Genomic DNA, 17,906 nt, shown 5'->3' on the forward strand with positions numbered 1-17,906 from the left:
GTCACAAGCTTTCCTGCGTGAACAAAAGATAGAGATAAGCAACGAGCGGCACAAAGACGCTTACCACACCGGCTTTTGCATATCTGTTGTGGTGGAAGAATCCCGGCCGCAGCAAACCCGCCAGCGCCGGCACCACCAGGCTGACCACGACGATCGCCACAGTATTTCCATGCCACCGGGTGTCGGCGGGATTGATCGCAATGACACCGGATACAATCACCCCAAGCAACAGGACCAGCAGCGCGGTCAGCGAGACCCGCTGCCAGAACGGCCGCTCGGCAAGCGCAAGCGGTCCAAGAAGCGCGACCATGGCGCCGCAGGTCGTTCCGTAAAAGGAAATGGCTACATGTCCGAGCGCGACGCCACAGATCAGCCAGCCGAAGGACACAACCGCCAGCATGGCAAGCATATCAAGATCGGGGTGGCGGGCATCGCCGGGATATTGCCGACGCGCATAGGTCTGCGTCAGCAGGGCCGATGCCGGCAATATCATGTTGGGCAGCGTGGTGACGGCGCCAATGAGAAACAGGGCCGCGGTATAGGCGCGCGCGGTGTGTTTCGACAGGCCAAGCAGCGCCCCGCCATAAACATTGAGCAGGCACAGCACGGCAAGAAAACCGAGCGCCAGAAGGATGAGGTCGACCGGACCGCTGTCCATGTGAACGGCGACCAGAAACAACACGCCGACGGGGACGAAGTAATTGTCGAAGCCGCGCCAGCTGTCGGCCTCGATGACGGTGCCGAATGCAGCGATCATGACCGACAGCATGACGACGCTGACGCGGGGAACGTCGGAGAGAAGGAGCAGGGCAATCATGGCCAGTATCCATGTGACCATGAAAAAGACCAGCGAACCCTCAATGCTCTTCTGACCATCCTCAATCGTATAGACAAGCCGGCCATAGCCGGACCCGGCAACGGCGGCGGCCGCGTCGGACAGGGTCAGCACGGCAAGCGGCAGCAGGTAGAGAACGGCAACGCTTCCGTTTCCGGAGAAGAAATAGAGCGTGCCGACCGCCGCCACCAGCATGACATCGCCCCAGGAGCTGCGCTCGACCCCGTGCAGCGCAGACCCGATGCCCCCCTTCGCAAGTGCCGGAATACGCAACACGCCCATGACGATGACGGCGAGGACAAGAAGGCTGTAGACCATCCACGGTTCCGGAAGGATCCAAGGCAGCGACATGGCGTAAAGACCCGTCGCCACATGAACCGCCTTGCGCTGGATTTCCGCACTCCAGCCATAGCGGCGTGCGGCGATCCGCACGATGCCCATAACGACCACGAGCAACATCACCGACAAAGGGATGAGCGCAATCGCGATGGCCGGGTGCAGCGTCACGGCGCGACATCCTCAACAACGAAGTCGGAATAGAAAAACGCCTTGTCGACGGCTTTGCCGTCGCGCTCTATCTCGGCGCGTGTGATCACCCGATCGCGAAACGCCTGCGGCACGCGTCGCGGCGCCATCATGTTCCAGTAGACGATCCGGGCACCGGCATTCGACGCATCAAGCACCGATCCGTAGACCTCGGCAAAAACCTCAGGCGACATGTATTCGAAAATGTCCGAGAGGTTGAACCCGTCTGCCTTCTCGCCGGTGGAAACGAAGGCTTCCAGCGATCCCGGGCGGATTTCAATGCGCTCCAGCCGCTCGCGGATCGTCTCGAAGTTTTCCGCGCGCCATGCCATCGGCAGGTGCTCGCCGTGGCGGGCATGCATGATCCAGTAGAGATAGGGATTGACCGACGGGTCGCAATCGACAGCCGCGTGGCGAATGCGCCTTTGCACATGTGCGGCGACAGACCCCTCAACATGATCGAAGAAGGCCTTGTCCCGGCCCAGCCGGCCCATGGCATAACGGGAGAAGAACAGCGACATCATCAGTTTCCATCGCCAGTTGTTCCAGCGCCTGTCGACAAATTCCTCACGCGCCGCCCGGTCCCGCGGCTGGAAAATCGCATCAATCGTGGCTCTGGAATGCACCAGCGGCAAAACGCGGTTCTTGAACAGCCGGAAATAGCGTTCGAACTTCCCGCAGCCGCCAGCGCCGTAGGCCACCACATCCGCCTCGCGCGCCTTCCAGAAGGCAAGTGTCGCCTCGCCGGCTTCTGCAAGCGCCTTGGTCAAAAGCTCCGAGCGACGGTCCGAGGGCCGCGAACCCATCAGCTCGACAAAGCTCTGGTGATCGAGGTTGCGATAGGCGCCGATACGCAGGTTCAGACACTCGATCTGGGCCTGGGACAGATCGACGACTACGATACGTGCGGGGTCCAGCATCAGCATCGCCAGCGCATTGTCACCGGCCGAACAGATGGATACCAACGTTGCGCCGGGCTTTGTTGCCAGCGCATCCGTCAGGACGTCAGCATCCTCCCAGAGCTGGGCATAGCGGATATCGTCGAAATCGGCGTGGGCAGCGATCTGTGAGGTCATGCTTCTACCCTCGTCACGTCACCGCTCGCGCCATCTACGGTGATGGTTTCCCCGTCGCGTATCCAGGCAGTCGCGCCTTTGAGCGCCACCACGCAAGGGATACCCATTTCCCGAGCAACGATGGCCGAGTGGGAGAGCAGGCTGCCGCGTTCGACAACAATGGCCGATGCGTTTGAGAAAACGGCGATCCATCCCGGATCGGTGTGACGGGCAACAAGGATATCCCCGCGGTCAAGGCTCTGGGTTGCCGGATCACTGATCACCCTTGCCCTGGCCGTCACCGTTCCGGCTGAGCAAGCGGTTCCCGTGCGTTGCCGTTCGCTATCATCACCGGCCGTATCCGCACCGCTATCCGTCCGGGTGAGAACATTGATCACCGGGCCGCGCACGGTAAGCCGTTCGGGCGGATCCTGCCTTGCTGCACTTGCCTCAAGCTCGGCGCGCCGAAGATCCACAAGAGGCCGCAGGTTTTGCGTGGACGCATGGCCCTCTATCGCTCCAAGCACTTCCTCAACGGTGAGAAAGAATATGTCGCGCGGATTTTCCAGATGACCGAGCGCCTGGAACTCACGCCCCATGGCCAGAAACACCTTGCGGGCCCTGCCGAAAATGCGAGTCCGCTCAAAACGCAGGTTTTCGCGGTCGCGCACCCTTGCCTTGGCCCAGCCGACCAGTATGCGTGCAATAGCGCGGCGCACCGGTTTGCCTTTTGCTATTTCCGCAAAGCCGGACGCCGGCGGCGGCGATGCGGGCCCTGTGCTTTCAGAGCGCCGTGACGAAGCGGCAACCGCTGCCAACAGAGCGGAGGGATCCTCGTCCAGCGTCACGCTTTCAAGCTTGAGTTCTTCGGTGCATCGGTCGCCGAAGCGATCGATATAGGCGTCGAATTCCTCACGCAACGCCCCGTGACCGGCCAGCGCCTCGACGCCCTTCGCATCGATCTCATCGGCCAGTCCGGCGGCAGAAGCCACCAACTGACCCATCCGGGCGATACGTTTTGCAGGTTCCGCGGAGATGATGTCCCCCTGCCCGATCATGACATGGTTGTGCAGCTCCAGGCCCGCGGGACCGAACCAGCGCTCCATCAGCTTGCGCGACGCCCCGAAGGCGATCATGCAGAGGAAATCATTGACGATCGGTGCGTCCCAGCGGTCAAGCAGCGAGGCTTCAATGCGCCGGTATTCAGCCGCCAGTTCACTTGAGGCAGCGGCATTGACATCAAGCGATGCCGGACCAAGCGACGCGTTGAGCCGTGACTGAAAATCACGGATCATTCCGGGCAGGCGAAATGCCTGGATGACCAACCCCGCCCCCGCCCGGCCCATGCGCAGATATTCCCGCCACCGGGCGAGGCCCGTCAGCGGCCCCGGACCCAATGTCGCCGTTACGGATGCGGGCAGCGGTTCGGAAACGCCCATCATGGTTTCCATATGCGCACGATTGACAGCAAAGCCGGGCAGCAGCGCCAGCGCCCGGTACCAGTTGACGAGATTGTAGTAGACCCGGCCGTCAACGCGGCCGAGAAGATTGTCAAAAACGGGCGCATTGGCTCCGATGATATTTTCGCGCACACCGACCATGCGCACAAACGCCCGGTAAACCCGTGCGTAGGCGTAACAGGCGAAAGAGTAGGTCAATGGCGTGACCAGACCCGGATAGCTTTCGACAATGTTGGAGTTGTCGAAAATCGTTACCTGATCGTCCAGCATTGCCTCAGCGTGCAACCCGGTTGTGATCGGCCGGGCCTGCAGGATATGCAGAACGCCATCCGACAAGGCCCATTCGATGTCCTGCGGCGCGCCGAAGGCCGCTTCAACCTGTTTCGCCAGGCGGGCGACGTCACCGGCCTGGGTCCGTGTGAGGACCGGCTCGCCGTCCGGTTCGGTCGTGATTGCCTCCTGGATTGCATCAAAAACCCAGGTCTCGCCGTCTTCCTCTCCGGAAACCAGCCGATCGCCGAGGCCAGCGATTGCGGAAATCACCACGTGATGACGCAACCCGCTGACTGGATCGGCGGAGAATGCGACACCGGCCGCATCCGCCTTGATCATCTTTTGCACGACCACGGCGGGCGCCGGATCCTGCTCATCCAGCCCGTGTGTCTCGCGGTAGGCGGTTACGCTGCCCTGACTGCCCGAGAGCCAGACCTTGTGCGCGGCGTCGGTTACCATGTCAGCAGAGACATTCAACAGGCTGAGGAACTGTCCGGCATGGGAATGATCCGCTCCGTCCTCCTGTGCTCCGGACGAGCGAACGGCGAACGGCCCTTCCCCGAGTTGGGACAGCGATGCGGCAACGCCCTTCTTATGGTCCGGTTTCAGGCCGGTCTTGTTGAAGGCTCCCGGAAGAACAACAAAAAAGGCGGGCGGGTTAAAGCCGGCGGATGCGAGCCGCGCCAACGCCCGCGCCTTGCCGCCAGCGGCTTCCTGCTGCGAGGCTGACGAAGAGCTTAGAACCATGATGTCGGATCTTGCATTCATGACAGCACCTTTGCGGCAAGCGGACTGAAACCCGCTGCGCTATAGCAGACAAAGACCCACAGGCCGGACACGGTATCGAGTTTCGCCTGGTGTTTGCCATCGGGGGCGTTTCGCATGGCAAAGGCAACGGTCCATGCCCAGACAAGCATTGCAAGACCCGGAATGGCTGTCGCGACGACATGACCCGTCGCAAAGCCGACACCGACAAGCAGGACAAAGGAGAACCCGGTTATGGCGATCCATACAGTGACCGCGCGGCGAACGCCCCAGAGATTTGAATAAGTCTCGACACCCTCGCGCTCATTTTCCGGCGCCCATGTCTTGCGGCCTATCTCAAGAACGCAGCCATTGACGAAGGAAAGGAGCAGGAACAAAAACAGTGCAGCGGCAGGGCCGCCGCCCGCCGGCAGCCATTCAACACCTGTGACGAACAGATCAAGCAGCGGCATGATCGCCATGTGGGACACAAGATAAAGGATCGGCCGCGCCTTCAGCCAATCCGGCACAAAGAACTCCACCGTCATCAAGGCCAGCCAGACCCAAACGAGTGCCAACAGCACAATCAGCGGCGGGAAATACAACCAGGCAACAAAAACCGCGACCGGAACAAGGGCCGCGCCTATGGTCAAAATGAGCCTGAGGCTGACCAGGCCGCGCGGGATGGGCCGTTCAGGCCGGAAGCGCTGGTCATCGGGACCATCCTTGTATTCGTCGCACGCCCGCAACTGCATGAAAACGATGAGGGAGATTGCAAAGGCTGTCGCATAGGCGGCCCAATGGGGAAAAGGCCGGCCGGCAAGGAGAGCGGACACGTTGACACTGGCGGCGCTGAACACGGCGAGCAGGACCGCCGTTTTGAACAGCGGGATGCGCTCGCGCTGATAGATCCAGAGCCTCCGGAGAAGCGGCAATTGGCTTTCTGCCGTATCCTGCATCTGCACTATCGATGCCTCGCATAACGCTCATGGGCACGCACGAAATCGCCGGCGGCCATCGCTGCGACAATCGAGATCTCTCCGCAAAGGCAAAGCGCGGCCGCAACTTCGGCCAAGGCTGGCCGCTTCCCGCTGCCCCGCAATCCAAGTATGCGCAAACCGGCAGACTGGCTCGGAAGTCCTGTCCCGCCGCCGACCGTGCCCACCAGAAGATTGGGGAGCGTCACCGAGACCATCAGATCCCCGTCGCAATCTTCCATGCGGGTAAACCCAACCGCCGATTCGGCGACGCATGCAGCGTCCTGACCGGTAGCGATGAAAAGTGCGGCAAGAGCGTTGGCATAATGGGCCTGTGCACCAAGCTGACCGGAGAGCAGCGAGCCGAGATTTGCGACCCGGCCATATTCAAGCATTTCATCAACAGTGCAGCGCAGCTTGCGGCGCACAATATCAGCCGGAATCGTGGCACTCGCCGTCACCTTGGCACCGCGCCCGGTCAACAAACCCAGAAACGAGCCTTTCTTGTCACCGGAATAGTTGCCCTCCACATACCAGGCGCGTGGCTTGACCGGTGCGTTTGCCACAATGTATTCGCACATCGCACTTGTCGCGATGGTGACCATATTCTGGCCGGAGGCATCCCCGGTCATGAAACGGCAGCGCAGGAAGCAGATCTCATTGTCCATTGCCGGTTCAAGGGAAACGAGCTTGCCATGGCGTGTCGTGGCTTCTGCTGCCGCCTTGAGGGCTTCGGCACTTTGAACGACCCAGTTGAGGAACACGCCTGTTTCGGCAGCCGAGCCAAATTTGAACGCCGGCGTGCGCAGCACCCCGTCATAGGTCAGGGCGGCGGATATGCCACCGGCGGCCGCCGTCACGTCCGCGCCGCGCCCGTAGGATGCGACGAGCGCCGCTTCGCTTGTCGCCAGCGGCACCAGAAAATCACCCTGCGCATGAATTCCATTAACGCGAAGCGGGCCGACAATGCCCACCGGAACCTTCACCGTGCCGATCATGTTCTCGATATTGGCATCATAGGCCGGCAGGTCCGCCACCGTTTGCGGATCCAGGATCATTTCGCTGTCGGCCTTATTCGCATCGGTATCGGCCAGTATACGCTCCCAGAAACGCCGCGCGCTTTGCTCGCTGGCCCGGCGTGCCGGGCGCAGGCGCCGAACTTCGCGCTTACTTGCCATGAGAGCCCGGTTTATGGCGTTTTCATCAAAACGCTCCCGCAACCGTGTCAGCAACTCACTGATATGAAATGGGACGATCAAGGCAACCCCTCCACAATTTCGGGTTTATCTGTAGGCGGGCTCGCGTTTCAATTGTGTTAAGTGGCTCTATCAACATTCTTATGCTGATTAACACTATCACCGGAAGCAAATCGAGATGTTATGCCCCGGAAACCAAGAACAGTTTGGGGAATGAACTTACAAGGCTCAGTCTTGAGAACTGCCCCTTTAATGGTGCATGCGAGCACGCGTGCGGCGGGTCCGGTCGAGTGCGCACCGGAAAGAAGCCAGTCTGTGCGGTGACCGGGAATGTGCCCTGACAAATGTCTAGATGTTGTTCCTCAGTCGTTCTTTCATACGACTGTGGGCTTCCTTCGAACCGTCATGGAAAGTGCCGAACCACTTATCAAGCGGAATAAGGCCGTCCCCGTAATTCACCTCGAAGAAGCGATGATGGAGATAGTGAATATAGGCATGGGGGTCCATCGATCGGTTCTCGCCCAATTCAACCCGGTGAAAGCCGACATGCCCCGGGATCGCACCGAAGCCCGCGACGTGCAGCTGATAGATCGCTATCAGCGGATGGGAGGGCAGAATCAGGTGATAGAATATTGTTGCAAAATACAACAGGTGCTCCACCGGATGCATGGCCAAGGAGGACCACGGGCTCGGATTGACCGATTTGTGGTGAACCGAATGAACCCACTTGTACAGGAAGCGTGTGTGGATCAACCGGTGAATGCAATAGAAATGAAACTCGTGGATCACCGGTACAATCAAGCATAGGCACGCAAATATGAGCCAGTTTTGTCCGGGGTCGATCAACCTTCCCCAGCCATTGGCGAAGCCGTACAGAACCAAAATCTGCAGGAGCGTCCATATGGGCACACCCGAGAGGAGTGTACGAAGCACATTTTCCGTGTTTTGCGATTCGAACCAGAAGCGCTTCGACGGCGTATCGGAGGGAAATCTGCTGTTGTATTTGAACCGCGTGCCTTGCGCGCGTTGAATGTAGAGCCTCAATTCGAAGACAAAATACCAGGCAAGGACAGCCAGCACATTGATGATGAACAGGCGCCCCGTCCAGTTCCATGACAAGCTGCGCATGTCTTCCAGCGGCGGCACGACCCAGACCCACCACAATATGGCCGATACAAAGAAAATCACGTTATAGGGCAGGAAGTAACTCGGCAGCCATTTCAACAACTGCACAGGTCTTGGCGGAAACACGAAGAGAGGGGCCGTCGCCGCCGGCTGCTTCGGGGTCCAGTTCCCTCGTTCGTCGCGGGCGCCATACTCAAGATCGTCCATTGTTATCCTCTCTCCCGTTCTCAGCTGCAGACACCTTGCGTTCTAAGGCAGCGATTTCCGCGCGCTTCGAACCTGCTCTCCGATCAGACGCTCATCGCATCCCGGCGAAAAAACACACGCGATGCCGGGACGGGTTTGGCCAGGAGCAAGGCCCCGGGGCCGATAATCTGATTGTTTTTTGGAATGTCCTGAATCGCGGCCCGTTTCGTGCCCGGCACAAACCGCCGGACAGTCATCAAGTAGAAACAGCTTTCCGCATCCCATACCCGATGTCAATGTCGATGCCCTGCGCGCGGCAGATCCATCAGGCTCAACCGGAAATCAGCTCGCCAGGAAACGCTCCAGCATCTGCTGCTGCTCCGGGTCAACAAAGGTCGGCGCGTGACCGATGCCCGGCAGTTCCACATAATCCGGCCTCGGGCCGCGTTCGCGCATCTGGGCAGAGACCTGCTCCGGCAGCACATCCGATACCGCTCCGCGGATCAAAAGCGTCTTCGCCTCAACCGCATCATATTGCGGCCAGACATCGAGATCGGCCTTGTGGTCGGAGAACTGCGAAACGATTCGGGGATCGTAGTGGACCGCGATGCGGCCCTGATCGTTGCGCCGGATCGAGGCGTCGATAAGCCGTCGCCAGAAACTGTCCGGGTTCGGCCCGAACGGCGCGTAGCTTTTGCGCAGCCAGTTCTCCATTTCCACCACCGTATCGAACACCGGCGGATTGCCGACATAATCGCCAATGCGCTGGCGCGCGACTTCCGGGATATCCGGACCGATATCGTTGATCACCAGATGCGTTATGCGGCCCTTCATGGCTCCGGCGGCAAGGCGGATGCCAACCAGCGCACCCATGGATGTTCCGACCCAGCGTACGGTTTCAGCACCATAGTGATCGATGATGGCGCGGGCGTTCTCGCCATAGACGGTCAGATTGTAGTCTTCGCCGCCATTGTTCGACCAGCTTGAGAGGCCACGGCCGATCGTGTCGGGGCAGACTACAAAATATTGCTTGGACAAGTGCGCAGCGATCTCGTCGAAATCGCGGCCATTGCGGGCGAGCCCGTGCCACATCATGACAAAGGGCTGCGACGGGTCTCCCCATTCGCTGACATGCAGCTCATGTGTTGCATTGCCGATATAGGCCGATCGTCGCACGGTCATCAATGCCCGCCCCTTTTACTGAGTGTTCCGACTATGCCGGCCGGGAAGAAATAGACCAGCAATATAAAGAGGATTCCAAGCCACAGAAGCCAGCGGTCCGGGGCGAGAAGATCGGGAAGCAGGGGAATGCCGGCAGTCGCCTGGGAGGCGATTTCCATGAGGTCCTTCAAATAGAACTGCGCAAGGCTCATCAGCGTCGCGCCGATGATGGCGCCAGTCATCGTGCCCATGCCGCCAATGACGACCATGAGGAGGATGTCGATCATGATGGCGAAGGACAGCGATGTTTCCGGCCCGGTATATTTGAGCCACAGGGCACGCAGGATGCCGGCGCACGCGGCGATCAGCGCCGCGATGCAGAAGATCGCCGTGCGGTAGAGCACAACACGGTAACCGAGCGCCTCGGCCCGCATCTCGTTTTCGCGAATTGCCTCGAGCACCGTTCCGAGCGGCGAAGCAACAATGCGCAGCATGATGAAATAGAGGATGAGCGAGCCGAAAAAGACAAAATAATAGGCCGCCATCTTGCCGTTCGCCTTGGCCCCGAAAATACGTAACACCTTGCCATCGTCGTCGGTCAGCAATTTGGTCGCCGGAGAGAACAGTTTCGGCACCTTGTAGATGATGCCGTCTTCGCCGCCGGTAAAATCGGAAAACTGGCTGGCCATCACCGCCATGACCGATGCGGCCGCCAGTGTCACCATGGCAAAGAAAATCGCCTTGACCCTGAGCGACAGAAGCCCGATCAGCGCGGCAAGAATCAGCGACGCCAGCAGGCCGAGCGCTCCGCCGAGAAGGACGGCGTCCCAGCCCGGACCCATCTGCCTGAGCGCGATTGCCGTGCCGTAGGCGCCGAGGCCAAAGAACATGGTGTGGGCGAATGAGACGATACCGGTATAGCCAATCAGCAGATCGTAACTTGCCACCAGTACAATGAAGATGCAGATGCGGGCGGCCACCTCCTGGCTGCGCACATCGGGAAACAGCATCGGTGCAAAGAGAAGGCATATCCCGATGACGCCGATGATGGCATAGACGATCATCCGCCCGGTGCGGCCGGTCGCCTCGGTCTGATCTGCGCTAATCGCTACATCGCTCACGGGGCCACTCCTATTTAACCGCAGGTCTCAGCCCGTAGGGCCGCCAGAGCAGAATCGCCATCATCAGGATCATGTTGGAGGCGAGCGCCATCTTCGGCGCCAGGAACGCCACATAATTGCCCATCAGCCCGACCAGCAGCGCTCCAAGGAGCGAGCCTTCAATGGAGCCAAGCCCACCGATTATGATGACGATGAAAACGATGATCATCATTTCGGAACCGATCGCCGCCGTGATCAGCGTCTCGTAGCCTGCCCACATGGCGCCGCCGACTGCGGCAAGCGCCGAGCCGAGCACGAAGACGCCGACAAAGAGCCGGTCGATGCGAAAACCGAGTGCCTCGACCATTTCCCTGTTCTCAACGCCGGCGCGTACGAGCAAACCGACGCGGGTGCGGTTAAGGACCACATAAAGCGCCACATAGGCGACAAGCCCCAAAACGAAGGCAAACAGCCGGTAGAGCTCGATGGACACATCGCCGATGATCAGGGAGCCGGTGAGGAAATGCGGCCGCGGCACGGAGATGGGCGAGCCGCCCCAGACAGCCAGGATGATCTGCTCGGCAACGATCAGCGCGCCCATGGTGATCAGGATCTGGCGCAGGTGATCGCGGTAAACCGGCTTGATGATCACCTTTTCAAAGACCCAGCCGGCCAGAAGGCCGAACAGGGCCGCAGCCGCGATCGCCAGGAAAAGAGCGGTGAGGTTAAGCAATACGCTGTCAGCCGCCACCCAGGCGGCGAGCGCGGCCAGCACCGATGCAGCGATGAAGGCTCCAAAGGATATAAAGGCCGAGTGGCCGAAATTGAGCACGTCCATCAGGCCGAAGACGAGGCTCAGCCCCGAGGCCATCAGGAAGATCATCATGCCCATCGCAAGGCCGGCGACCGTCAGCGTCAGCCATGTGGAAGGCGAGCCGATCAACACGAAGGCGATCACGGCAAGAATGACCGGAAGCAGATTGATGCCGCCGTAACGCTCGAAATAGCTGCCAAGCTGTTCCACGGGCAGTCCCCCTATTGACTGACTTCGAGTGACAGGCTGAGCAGCCTTGTCTGCAGTTCGGTGTCGGCGACGAGATCCGCCATCGTGCCGGTATGGGCAATGCGGCCATCATCGATGACGGCAACGGTCTCACCCAGAGATTTGGCGAAGAGAAAATTCTGCTCGACCAGGAGGATCGTCGCCTCGCGGGCGATTTCCCTGAACGCATCCACCATGTTGAGGATGATCGATGGCGCCAGACCCTTCGTCGGCTCGTCAATCAGGATGAGATCGCGCGGCTCGATAATGGCGCGGGCAATTGCGAGCATTTGTTTCTGCCCGCCAGAGAGCGACCAGGCCGATTTTGTCCAGAACGTTTCCAGCGCCGGAAACAGGGCATAGATGCGGTCGAGGCGTTGTTTTTCGAAACGGCCGTCCCGGGTCGCAAGACGCATGTTCTCCTCAACGGTCAGCCCGCCGAAAATACCCATATTCTCCGGCACGAAGGCGATCCCCTTCCGGGCAATGTCGCTGGTGTGAAGGGTCGCTATCTCGTCGCCGCGAAACCGGATGGAGCCCTGCCGCGCGCGCCATAACCCCATGATCGTGCGCAGCGTGGTGGTCTTGCCGGCGCCGTTTCGCCCAAGCAGCACATGGACGCCGCCATCCGGGACGCTGAGCGAAATATCGTGAAGGATGTGATACTGGGCAATGTCGGTGCTCACGCCTTCAAGCTCGAGGACAGGGGCCGTCATGCCGCATCCTCCGCCGGAACGCCCAGATAGATTTCCCGGACCAGCGGCAGCGCGATGACGTCATCCGGCTTGCCGTCCGCCACCAGTTCGCCATTGTGCAGGACAACGATGCGGTCCGCCAGTGAACGTACGACATCCATCTTGTGCTCGACCAGAAGGATTGTTTTGCCGGCATCCTTTTTGATCTCCTCGATCAGTTCGAGGATCACCGGCGCCTCGTCGACGGACATGCCGGCCGTTGGCTCGTCGAACATGAAGATGTCCGGCTTGAGTGCCAGGAGCAGAGCGATCTCCAGCTTGCGCTGATCGCCGTGCGTCAGCGCCGTCACCGGCAGTTTGGCCGCCTCCTGAAGCCGGGTGGCTTCCAGATGGGCATAGGCTTCATCGCGCAGGCGGGTAAAAGACCGCGCCCGGCGAAATATCACCGGTCCGATGCCGTGCTGCGCCTGAACGGCAAGGCGCACATTCTCCAGAACCGAAAGCTTCGGGAAGAGGTTGGTGAGCTGGAAGGCGCGGCCGATACCGGCTTTGGCGCGCGCCGAGGCGCTCAGTGCGGTGATGTCCTGGCCGTTCTTGAGGATCCGTCCGCCGGACGGACGGAGCTGGCCGGAAATCAGATTGAAGCAGGTGGTTTTGCCCGCGCCGTTCGGACCGACAACCACGGTGAGTTCACCCGCACGGAACGCACAGGTCACCATGTTGACGGCGGCATGACCTCCAAAACGGATCGTCAGATCCTCGATGCGCAGCGATGCTTGTTCCATGGTCTTTTCCGATGACGTCAAACCGGACCTGAGGGAAGAGCCGCCCCGAAGCAGTCCCGACCTGATACGGTCCGGCACGCTCCGGGACGACAACCCCCGGCGCTTATTCCTGGTTGTTGCGTCCGACCGGAATATCCATTTCGTCGGCCTTGATTTCCCGGACAAGCTCAGGAATGGCCCAGTCGACGTCGTCATCGACCCTGATCTTGAAATGATACATGGACTGGAGTGCCTGGTGATCCTCGGGCCGGAAAGTCATCTCGCCCTTCGGCGTATCCCAGGACATGCCTTCCATTGTCTCGATCAGGTTTTCCGTATCCCAATCATCGGTGCTCTGCAGCGCCTTTGCCACGGCAAGACCTGCCGCCATGCCACCGGCAGTGAAGAAATCGGGCGGTGAGCCGTAGCGCTTGGTGTGTTCCTCGACCAGCCAGTCATTGATCGGATTGGACGGGTTTTCATAGTAGTAGTAGATGGCGCCTTCCATGCCGGGCACGCGCTTGTAGGTCGGCAGAACGGGCAGGATATGGCCGCCGGTCGAAATCTCGATGCCGTAGCGCTCCGGCTGCATTGCCTTGATCTTGCCCATCGGATCACCGCCGCCCGCAACATAGATCAGGATGACCTTGCGGCCTTCCTTGTCGCGAAGGGCCGCAAACATGCGTTCGGCGGCGGCAGTGAAATCGGTGGTCTTGAGCGGCACATATTCTTCTGCGACGATCGTCGCACCGGACCCCTCAAGCGCCTTCCTGAATGCGGCGATTCCGTCCTTGCCGAAGGCATAGTCTTCGGCGAGCGTTGCCACATGCAGGTCGGGGCCGGGCTTCAGCGCCAGCGCCTGGGCTTGCATGTCCATGGAGGAATTGCGCGACGTCTTAAAGACGTAGCGGTTGGAATCGGGACCGGTGAGCGAGTCGGCAACTGCCGGTTCGACCAGAAGGATGCGCTCATACTCCTCGGCAATCGGCAACATGCCTTTGGTGACGCCGGACGAGGTGCCGCCGACAGCGATCAGCACATCGTCATCGCCATAGGCTTCGGCAAGAACGGCGCGCGCCACATCGGGCTTGAACTGGGTATCCTTTTCAATGATCTCGATGTCGCGGCCATTGATCTTCATTGTTCCGTCGGTGGCATATTCAAGCCCGAGGCGGAAGCCGGTATGGCTCTGCTTGGAAAAAGCCTCGAAGGTCGAGCCGGACAGGCCGTGAACCAGTGCAATCTTGACCGGATCGTCAGCGGCGATCGCCGAAAATCCTGCGAGCGTCAAAGCTGTCGCCATGACAAGTGTTGATATCTGCTTTTTCATTCTTTCCTCCTCAAGGCGCGATGATACAAAACTCCGTCCCCGGCACGGCTCGCCGGGGCCCGCGTCTCATCGGACCTTTCCTGTATTGGATAGCCGACTATTCCGCGTTTTGCGGCCAGCGATCAAGATGGTAGAAATACGCTAGACGGTCAGATGAGCCCCGGAATGCCCGTGACATGAGTATACCCAGGAACCCTATGGATCCGCGTGCCATGCTGGAGATGGCCTTCAATGAAGCGCCCATCGGCATTGTCATGACCCAACACCGGATCATCCGCTACTACAACAAGGCCTTTGCGGAGATGTTCGGCTATTGCGGAGACGAACTGCGCGACCAGTCCTTTGCGATCCTTTATCCGTCGCTCGACGAGTTCGTGAAAATCGGCAATATCGGTCTTCGTCCGCTTCGCGAAACCGGGCGCTATTCGGACGAGCGCATCATGGCGCGGCGCGACGGATCGCTGTTCTGGTGCCGGGTGCGCGGCAACTCGCTGACGCGCGACGACCCGCTGGCCCATGCGGTGTGGAGCCTGGCCGACCTTTCCCACGAGCGGCCGGTCATCGCGCTGACGATGCGCGAGCGGCAGATTGTCATGCATCTTGGCGAGGGGCGCACCAGCAAGGACATTGCACGCATCCTGGAAATCTCGCCACGCACCGTCGAGGCCTACCGCGCGCGGCTTCTAAAGAAGGTCGGCGCAGCCAATGTTGCGGAACTTTTGTCCAATGTCGGCGGAATGCCGGGCTAGGCGCGGGTAAATGGCAAGACATTTCTGCCTCGATATCGGCGGCACATATATCAAGTTGGCGACCGGAGACGATGACGGGCTGGAGGAGGTCGATGCCATCGCCACGCCGGCTGATCGCGCTTCGTTCCTGGACAGAACCGCCGGGCTGCTCGTCGCAGCCGGCATTGCGCCACCTGACAGGCTTGGCGTTTCCATCGCCGGAAGCATCGATGCAGACAGCGGCTCGGTGGACGCGGCGCAATTGCCGCAACTGGCCGGAACCGATTTTGCGTCGGATCTGGCAAGCGAAATCGGCAAACATATCGGCGCATCCCTGTTGCATCGTGTCAGCGTCGAAAACGATGCCAACTGCTTTGCACTGGCCGAAGCACATTTCGGCGCAGGGCGGGAGTTCGACAATGTCTTTGCGATTATTCTCGGCACCGGCGTTGGCGGTGGGCAAGTCTGGCGCGGTGACCTGGTGCGCGGTTTCGGCGGAGCGGCCGGCGAATGGGGACACGGGCCGTTCGTGCAGAAGCAGGACCCGCTGAACGAAGCGTATATTCCGCAATTTACCTGCGGGTGCGGTCTGACGGGCTGTATCGACACGGTCGGCGGCGCGCGCGGGATGGAATCCATCCATGCGGCCGCCGGCAACACCTTGATCGACAGTAAAGCGATTGTTGCGGGGTGGCTGGACGGCGATCAATCCTGCAATACCACAATCTCGTCCTATGTCGGGGTGGTGAGCGACGCGCTGGCCGTTGCGGCAAATGTCACCGGTGCCGGGATCATACCGGTCGGTGGCGGCTTGTCGAATGCCGCGGAATTGCTGACGGCCATCGACCGCGAGGTTCAGCGCAAGGTGCTGAAACCACGGCCGGGGCGACTGGTGGTCAAGGGCCAAACAGGGCACAATGGCGGTCTGTGGGGCATTCATGCGCAGTTGATGAGAGAGGGGCAAAGGGGTGCGGAAGGTCAGCATTGAAATATGCGTGGACAGCCTTGCGTCCCTGCAAACGGCAGCAGAGGCTGACGTCGATCGCATCGAACTGTGCGCGGCGCTCGACGTGGGAGGGCTGACGCCGAGCGCGGGCTTCATGCTCGCCGCTTCGGAGATCCGGACCCCGACCTATGCGATGATCAGGCCGCGCGCGGGCGACTTTGCCTTCAGCAGCGAGGAAATCGATCTGATGATCGGGGATATCCGCGCCTGCCGGGAGGTCGGCCTTGCCGGTGTCGTTGTCGGCGCCGCAGCCGATGGCTGGCTGGATGAGGCGGCGCTTGAAACGCTGGTGCATGCGGCCGACGGGCTTGGCGTGACGCTCAATCGCGCCTTCGATCTCGTCGACGATCCGATACTGGCGATAGACATTGCCGCTGATCTGGGCATCGAGCGCATCCTGACATCGGGCGGCGCCCGGACCGCGCTGGAGGGCGCGGATGCGATCCGCCGCTATGTCGAGCATGCGGACGGACGGCTTTCGATTATGGCGGGCAGCGGGATCAATGCCGACAACGTGGCACAGGTGATCGAGCGATCGGGCGTTGAAGAAATCCATGGATCATTCAGCAGCGCGTCAGAGACGTTGCCGGGGAAAGTCAGCGCCTTCGGCTTTTCACTGGCCGATAGAACAAAGGCAGCTGATCAGACTGATATACAGGCCGTGCAGCAAGCGGCTGAAAATCTGCCACTTGCATCAGACTGATCCAGGAACGGCTATGACCTTTGCCGGGCGTTAATCTGTGAACTCATACTCATATTCTTCGTAATAGCAGAATTCGTCGCGACATTCGTCCATGTCTTCCGGAATCTGATTGTCGAACAGCTCGTCGTCGAACAGATCGTTCAGCGGCGGGAAGTCGCCGCCCGGAAGGTTGAATGAGTCCTGACCCGACAGGCCTTCGCCGGTTTCCGTATCGCCCCGGAAGGCGGGGCCGTTCGGCAAGGTGCGCAGGTAGAAATCGAAATATTCCAGGATCGCATCGGTGATCTTGATCGGGCCGATCGGCGCCTGTCCGGGGCCCGGAACGAAGACGGCGTAGTTCGGCGAGGAAATGGTCTTGGTGCCGGCGCCATTGCCGACCCGGATGATGCCGTTATTGGACAGCGAATTGGTGCCGCGGCCCGGGCCACGCAGAACCACGAGAAGCGCCTTTCCCGAATCGGCACTGTCGGTTGAAAATCCGAGGAGTTTCGCGAGCTTGATCGCATCCTCGCCGACGACGCCTTCGAACATCGTGCCGCGAATGCCGATCGTTGCCGACGGCGTTTCAATATTGGCCTTGGTGGGATTGGCCTTGCCGATCCGTCCACTCATGAAACGGAATGCGCCTTTGAGGACCTTTCCGCTCATCTCGCCGGCCTTTTGATCCGGATCGTAGACAAACCGGTCGATGATCATCTCGCAGTTCTCACCAATGGTGAAAACCGATTCGTCCAGCAACAGGATCTGCAGGGCGCTTTGCTGTTTGGTCAGAACCTCGTCCTGCAGCAGGATGCTTTCATCGACACTGGCCCGGCGCTGGTCGGCGGCCGCGCCACTCCTGACGAACACTTTGCCCCGGATGGCGGCGCTGACGCCAATCTTGGCTTCAGCATAGGCGTCGGCGGTCCAAAGCAGCGGTCCGGCCATCAAAGCGGCAAGGCTCATTGTCATCAATTTGCGGGCATTCATGGGATTGCTCCGTCTCGGTTTGTTCGCCCCGG

At 60.3% G+C, this 17,906-nt stretch carries 16 protein-coding genes; 3 read left to right on the top strand and 13 right to left on the bottom strand.

Translation table 11 applies throughout. From position 1 onward, the window contains the following. Nucleotide 1 precedes the first annotated feature (1 nt). From OQ273_RS19650 to OQ273_RS19705, 12 genes are all read right to left on the bottom strand, one after another. Nucleotides 2-1,342, bottom strand: coding sequence for a hypothetical protein (locus tag OQ273_RS19650; protein ID WP_267992618.1), 1,341 nt, complete (start codon nucleotides 1,340-1,342; stop codon nucleotides 2-4). Continuing rightward, nucleotides 1,339-2,436, bottom strand: coding sequence for a BtaA family protein (locus OQ273_RS19655; protein WP_267992620.1), 1,098 nt, complete (start codon nucleotides 2,434-2,436; stop codon nucleotides 1,339-1,341). The genes OQ273_RS19650 and OQ273_RS19655 overlap by 4 nt, the downstream gene beginning before the upstream one ends. Then, nucleotides 2,433-4,916, bottom strand: a complete 2,484-nt coding sequence (locus tag OQ273_RS19660; protein WP_267992622.1) for a PEP/pyruvate-binding domain-containing protein — start codon at nucleotides 4,914-4,916, stop codon at nucleotides 2,433-2,435. The genes OQ273_RS19655 and OQ273_RS19660 overlap by 4 nt, the downstream gene beginning before the upstream one ends. Then, nucleotides 4,913-5,827 (bottom strand): UbiA family prenyltransferase, encoded by a 915-nt coding sequence (locus OQ273_RS19665; RefSeq protein ID WP_267992624.1) that lies wholly within the window; start codon nucleotides 5,825-5,827, stop codon nucleotides 4,913-4,915. The genes OQ273_RS19660 and OQ273_RS19665 overlap by 4 nt, the downstream gene beginning before the upstream one ends. A gap of 29 nt (nucleotides 5,828-5,856) precedes the next feature. Continuing rightward, the gene (locus OQ273_RS19670) at nucleotides 5,857-7,128 is read right to left on the bottom strand and encodes a hydroxymethylglutaryl-CoA reductase (protein WP_267992626.1); all 1,272 of its coding nucleotides are present in this window, start codon (nucleotides 7,126-7,128) and stop codon (nucleotides 5,857-5,859) included. Between the two features lie 285 nt (nucleotides 7,129-7,413). Next, nucleotides 7,414-8,397: a sterol desaturase family protein gene (locus OQ273_RS19675; protein WP_267992628.1), complete on the bottom strand. Its 984-nt coding sequence runs from the start codon at nucleotides 8,395-8,397 to the stop codon at nucleotides 7,414-7,416. 321 nt (nucleotides 8,398-8,718) lie between these two features. Beyond that, entirely contained in the window at nucleotides 8,719-9,558 is an 840-nt protein-coding gene (locus tag OQ273_RS19680; RefSeq protein WP_267992629.1) for an alpha/beta fold hydrolase, read from the bottom strand. Continuing rightward, a complete protein-coding gene (locus OQ273_RS19685; RefSeq protein ID WP_425493395.1) occupies nucleotides 9,558-10,658 on the bottom strand; it encodes a branched-chain amino acid ABC transporter permease in 1,101 nt (366 codons plus the stop codon). Before OQ273_RS19685 ends, OQ273_RS19680 begins: the two co-directional genes overlap by 1 nt. A 10-nt stretch (nucleotides 10,659-10,668) precedes the next feature. Continuing rightward, on the bottom strand, nucleotides 10,669-11,661 hold the full coding sequence (locus tag OQ273_RS19690; RefSeq protein ID WP_267992630.1) for a branched-chain amino acid ABC transporter permease: 993 nt from the start codon (nucleotides 11,659-11,661) through the stop codon (nucleotides 10,669-10,671). A gap of 11 nt (nucleotides 11,662-11,672) precedes the next feature. After that, a complete protein-coding gene (locus tag OQ273_RS19695) occupies nucleotides 11,673-12,395 on the bottom strand; it encodes an ABC transporter ATP-binding protein (RefSeq protein ID WP_267992632.1) in 723 nt (240 codons plus the stop codon). Continuing rightward, nucleotides 12,392-13,159 (bottom strand): ABC transporter ATP-binding protein, encoded by a 768-nt coding sequence (locus tag OQ273_RS19700; RefSeq protein WP_267992634.1) that lies wholly within the window; start codon nucleotides 13,157-13,159, stop codon nucleotides 12,392-12,394. The genes OQ273_RS19695 and OQ273_RS19700 overlap by 4 nt, the downstream gene beginning before the upstream one ends. Before the next feature lie 103 nt (nucleotides 13,160-13,262). After that, complete coding sequence (locus OQ273_RS19705; RefSeq protein WP_267992635.1) at nucleotides 13,263-14,468, bottom strand: substrate-binding domain-containing protein; 1,206 nt, start codon at nucleotides 14,466-14,468, stop codon at nucleotides 13,263-13,265. Between the two features lie 176 nt (nucleotides 14,469-14,644). Between OQ273_RS19705 and OQ273_RS19710 the strand changes: the two genes are divergently transcribed. Genes OQ273_RS19710 through OQ273_RS19720 form a run of 3 tightly spaced genes read left to right on the top strand, consistent with a single transcriptional unit; the run spans nucleotide 14,645 to nucleotide 16,905 of the window. Then, nucleotides 14,645-15,217, top strand: coding sequence for a LuxR C-terminal-related transcriptional regulator (locus OQ273_RS19710; RefSeq protein WP_267992637.1), 573 nt, complete (start codon nucleotides 14,645-14,647; stop codon nucleotides 15,215-15,217). A 10-nt stretch (nucleotides 15,218-15,227) separates the two neighbouring features. Continuing rightward, on the top strand, nucleotides 15,228-16,184 hold the full coding sequence (locus OQ273_RS19715) for an ROK family protein (RefSeq protein ID WP_267992638.1): 957 nt from the start codon (nucleotides 15,228-15,230) through the stop codon (nucleotides 16,182-16,184). A gap of 7 nt (nucleotides 16,185-16,191) precedes the next feature. Further along, complete coding sequence (locus tag OQ273_RS19720; protein WP_267992639.1) at nucleotides 16,192-16,905, top strand: copper homeostasis protein CutC; 714 nt, start codon at nucleotides 16,192-16,194, stop codon at nucleotides 16,903-16,905. A 30-nt stretch (nucleotides 16,906-16,935) separates the two neighbouring features. Here OQ273_RS19720 and OQ273_RS19725 read toward each other — a convergent pair whose 3' ends face one another. Further along, nucleotides 16,936-17,874, bottom strand: coding sequence for a FecR family protein (locus OQ273_RS19725; RefSeq protein WP_267992640.1), 939 nt, complete (start codon nucleotides 17,872-17,874; stop codon nucleotides 16,936-16,938). Nucleotides 17,875-17,906: the final 32 nt, after the last annotated feature.

The organism is Hoeflea prorocentri, from assembly GCF_027944115.1.
Classification (GTDB): Bacteria; Pseudomonadota; Alphaproteobacteria; order Rhizobiales; family Rhizobiaceae; genus Hoeflea_A; species Hoeflea_A prorocentri.

What these genes read in the sequence shown, in the direction of transcription:
- OQ273_RS19700 (WP_267992634.1), bottom strand. Translation starts at nt 13,159, where the DNA reads ATGGAACAAGCATCGCTGCGCATCGAGGATCTGACGATCCGTTTTGGA.
- OQ273_RS19655 (WP_267992620.1), bottom strand. Translation starts at nt 2,436, where the DNA reads ATGACCTCACAGATCGCTGCCCACGCCGATTTCGACGATATCCGCTAT.
- OQ273_RS19705 (WP_267992635.1), bottom strand. Translation starts at nt 14,468, where the DNA reads ATGAAAAAGCAGATATCAACACTTGTCATGGCGACAGCTTTGACGCTC.
- OQ273_RS19675 (WP_267992628.1), bottom strand. Translation starts at nt 8,397, where the DNA reads ATGGACGATCTTGAGTATGGCGCCCGCGACGAACGAGGGAACTGGACC.
- OQ273_RS19660 (WP_267992622.1), bottom strand. Translation starts at nt 4,916, where the DNA reads ATGAATGCAAGATCCGACATCATGGTTCTAAGCTCTTCGTCAGCCTCG.
- OQ273_RS19710 (WP_267992637.1), top strand. Translation starts at nt 14,645, where the DNA reads ATGAGTATACCCAGGAACCCTATGGATCCGCGTGCCATGCTGGAGATG.
- OQ273_RS19680 (WP_267992629.1), bottom strand. Translation starts at nt 9,558, where the DNA reads ATGACCGTGCGACGATCGGCCTATATCGGCAATGCAACACATGAGCTG.
- OQ273_RS19725 (WP_267992640.1), bottom strand. Translation starts at nt 17,874, where the DNA reads ATGAATGCCCGCAAATTGATGACAATGAGCCTTGCCGCTTTGATGGCC.
- OQ273_RS19715 (WP_267992638.1), top strand. Translation starts at nt 15,228, where the DNA reads ATGGCAAGACATTTCTGCCTCGATATCGGCGGCACATATATCAAGTTG.
- OQ273_RS19695 (WP_267992632.1), bottom strand. Translation starts at nt 12,395, where the DNA reads ATGACGGCCCCTGTCCTCGAGCTTGAAGGCGTGAGCACCGACATTGCC.